The organism is Psychrobacter sp. (genome assembly GCF_018260395.1).
GTDB lineage: Bacteria > Pseudomonadota > Gammaproteobacteria > Pseudomonadales > Moraxellaceae > Psychrobacter.
On record NZ_JAGLBC010000137.1, the window covers coordinates 1 to 3,253 of the forward strand.

Annotated in this window: 2 protein-coding genes; both read right to left on the reverse strand. The window is 39.6% G+C overall.

Features of this window, described 5'->3' with window-relative positions:
• Positions 1 to 237: 237 nt before the first annotated feature.
• Positions 238 to 1,569: a phospholipase A gene (locus QZ265_RS09225; protein WP_296405539.1), complete on the reverse strand. Its 1,332-nt coding sequence runs from the start codon at positions 1,567 to 1,569 to the stop codon at positions 238 to 240.
• 296 nt (positions 1,570 to 1,865) lie between these two features.
• Positions 1,866 to 3,253 (reverse strand): cytochrome c biogenesis protein CcdA (locus QZ265_RS09230; protein WP_296405541.1); only part of this gene is annotated, 1,388 nt, incomplete at its 5' end.

Below are 3,253 nucleotides of genomic sequence, written 5' to 3' on the forward strand. Positions count from 1 at the left end.
TTTGTCCATTTATAAGCTTCCTTTTCGTAAACTTATTTTAGGACGGGACACAAAGAAAAAAAAGAGCGCTTAGAAGCTAAGTGCTCTTTTTGTGCCACAGCAAGATTAGTATCACATACACAGCAAACGTTTTGCAGATACTTAACTCGCCACAAACCCAACTGGTAATAGGCGGGAACAGCTCGTTGTAGCATTTGTTGCCGCGTTAACTTCAAAAGGCTTTATAAACTTTTAGAATCATAGCCCTTTCCAATCATTTAAAGAAATACCTACACCCACAGCAGTAGTTTTTTTATTGTAATCAATAATAGACTCACCATAGCCATGGAATAATTGAATAAACCCATGAAGATCACTAGTTAATGGAAGTGTATAATCTAATTCAATACCGCCTTTTTCAGTATCAAAATTATAGCGACCCGTTGCAGCAAGAGTTTCACCTTTACCGAAGTCATATAATGTTTGCAGCTCACCATGACCATAGTAGTCGGTAATATCAGGGTTATCACTAGGTATAGAGCTCCTACTATCTTTAATATGTGTCCAAATCTTCGGAACTACACTAAGTTTGCCCCACTCAGCGCCACCCATTAAGTAGACACGGTTCCATGAACGCGACCATGGATCTGACTGTCCATTAGAATGGTGAATAGCGCCGGCACCTAACATACGTAATTTACCATTAAACGGTAGGTTAGCTTTTACAGGCTGAGTTATAAAAAACTCTGGCATGTAGTCGGTGGCTCTAAAGGGACGGGAGTTCGCTTCATTGTAGACTTGCCAATGCATTTGCTGTGTATAACCAAACCAAACATCTGCATTGGTATCAAACACATCCTCTAATATTTTAGTTTTTAGAGATACCTGTGCTTTAAGTTCTACGTTATCGTCATACTTATTGCCATAATCTTTAAACTCTGATTCTGAAGGCTTTAAAGTAGGCGACTGAGGTCGACGATTACCATCATACTGTACATAAGCAGGTAGCAAATAAATCGGCTGATGCGGTCTAACGGTCCAAACCCCTTGTTCGCTATTTTTATCCAAATCATAAGCCAGACTCAGCGGCGTATAAGCAGCAAAATCTTCTACAGTTATGCCTGCTTCAGCCAATTTTTGGTTGCCTGCAGCAGTTGGGGCACCAGGAGACACCTTGGTCTTGTCTACTGAATTTAGCTCAGCATCATCAGTAGCGAAGACCAAGGTCGGACGTAGCTCGCTAAAGGTAGCTTTCACCGTTTCGGCTAGATCCACTGGCGTTTTTTCACGGCCCACTGTGAGTTCTTCACCCACAGTAACTTTGTCATAACATGCCAAACGAGCCGCAGGTAGTTTTAAGTCTGCACACTTTCTAATGTTATCAATGGCCACTTGTTGGGCGTTTGAATTCATGTCAATCGTTGCCGAATTAGTGTTAAAACCAGTAACGCTGTCAGTATTAGTAGCTGCTGAAGCACTATTAATAGACGATATAGTAGCTAAGCAAATAGTTGCCATAGATAGGGATAAAAACTTTAATTTAGAAGAATACAGAGGATTAATCTGTATTTGAGCCCGCAAAGTAATCATGCGTTATCCTGAAAAGAGGAGAAAAATGTAATTATACTATCATTAAAAACTATAAACCAAAAATTTTATCATATCCAAATGACTAAACAATGACTCACCATTATAAAGTTTTACAGTGGTTATTTAGTTAGGTTTATAGTTCTTTTAAGAGCGTCATTTATGTTCTAAAAGCCATTAAAACCTATTTAAATAGAAATAATATCCGATCTATTGTCTAATAAACCAAAGGGTTCTTTGGCTTTAGGTTTTATGCTTGCAAGCTGTTAACACTATTAACTATCATAAACTTAAATATATTAAAACCTATTCAAAGTACTTTCAAAATCACTGCGTTTAACCGCTCCAACCTGCTGTACCTTAAGCTTGCCATCAACAAAATACAATAAGGCAGGAGGACCAAATAGACTTAACTCTGATAATATACGAGCGGATTCTGCATTGCTATCTGTTACATCCAGTTTTACCAATTGCCATTGCTGCATAGTTGCAGGTCTATTTGCAAATAAGGTTTTATCCATAATGCGGCACTCTACACACCAGTCTGCCGTAACATCTACCAACACTTTAGAATTTTGGTTAATTATAGGAATAAGCGCATCTAAAGTATCAATATGCTTATCCTCGTATAGTACATTACTCGCCATTGTTTGTGCACCAACCGCTTGCAGCTTATCGTTAATTGATATGGCGTTAGACTGAGAGAAAATTGACAAGGGTTGCCAAGAATCTTCACTGCCGGCTGCTGCCCCTACTAATGTCAAAACTGACCAGGCTGCAAATACAATAGCCAAAGGTTTGGTAAACAACTGACCTCGGCCAATCCATTTCCAAGCCCACACCGCCACGACCATAAACCACATAGACCATAGCATAAGCATAATAGGACTGGTCAACACCCGCTCTATCAATAGTAGTGCCACTGCAAATAGCATTAACGCAAAACCTTGCTTTACCCAAGTCATCCACTCGCCAGCTTTTGGCATTAAGTTGCCTTGGCTAATTCCAAGTAAAATCAATGGGGCTGATAATCCAAAGCCCAACATAAACAGAGCAGCGAAACCTAATAGCGGATTGCCAATGGTCGAAACCGCCAATAGAGCGCCAAATAAAGGTGCTGAAACACAAGGTGATACCACCAATGCTGACAACAATCCTGCAATAAAGCTACCAAAAGTACTGCCCAAATACTTATCACCTGCTTGGCTTAAAGAATGGGTTTTTTGCCGAAGGGCTTTGGGTACTGGAATATTTATAACCTCAAGCATATATAAAGCCAATAGTACAAATATTGCAGCAAAAGCGGATAAAATAACAGGATTTTGTAGCCAACCTATAATCCCAAGCTGTTGACCAAATACAGCAATAACAGCTCCTAAAATACCATAAGCAGTGGCTACCCCTAGGGCATAACTACCGCTTAAAATTAATCCTTTTTTGGCAGTGGGATTATTTTGTCGTGCCACAATATTGCTAACTATAGGCAACATAGGCAGAACACAGGGTGTAAACGCCAGTCCCAATCCTGCCAAAAATAATAGCATTAAGGCCAACCATGGATGCTTTGCTAATCCAAAGGGATCTTGATCAACAGCACTATGACTTCCCAATTGTAAACCTGAGTCATTACTAATGACAGATGAATTGGTATCTTCCTCAATAGCATTAGCATTAGCATTAGCATTAG